Source organism: Streptomyces celluloflavus, assembly GCA_000720995.1.
GTDB lineage: Bacteria > Actinomycetota > Actinomycetes > Streptomycetales > Streptomycetaceae > Streptomyces > Streptomyces celluloflavus.
In genome coordinates this window covers 1-241 of sequence record JOEL01000176.1, presented here as the reverse complement: position 1 = coordinate 241, position 241 = coordinate 1, and the positions used below count along the sequence as shown (strand labels likewise).

1 protein-coding gene is annotated in these 241 nt (G+C 61.8%); it reads right to left on the bottom strand.

Features of this window, described 5'->3' with window-relative positions; genetic code table 11:
* On the bottom strand, window positions 1-241 hold a 241-nt coding region (locus IH09_RS36355), incomplete at both ends, for a cbb3-type cytochrome c oxidase subunit I (RefSeq protein ID WP_190233546.1).

Sequence of the window (241 nt, the reverse complement as noted above, 5' to 3'; positions counted from 1 at the left end):
AGCCGCTCGTCCAGCATCTTGCCGGTGAACTTCGGCCACCAGAAGTGGAATCCGGCGAACATCGCGAAGACGACCGTGCCGAAGATGACGTAGTGGAAGTGCGCCACCACGAAGTACGAGTCCGAGACGTGGAAGTCCATCGGCGGCGACGCCAGGATCACACCGGTCAGACCACCGAACGTGAAGGTGATCAGGAAGCCGACCGCCCACAGCATCGGCGTCTCGAAGGACAGTGAGCCCT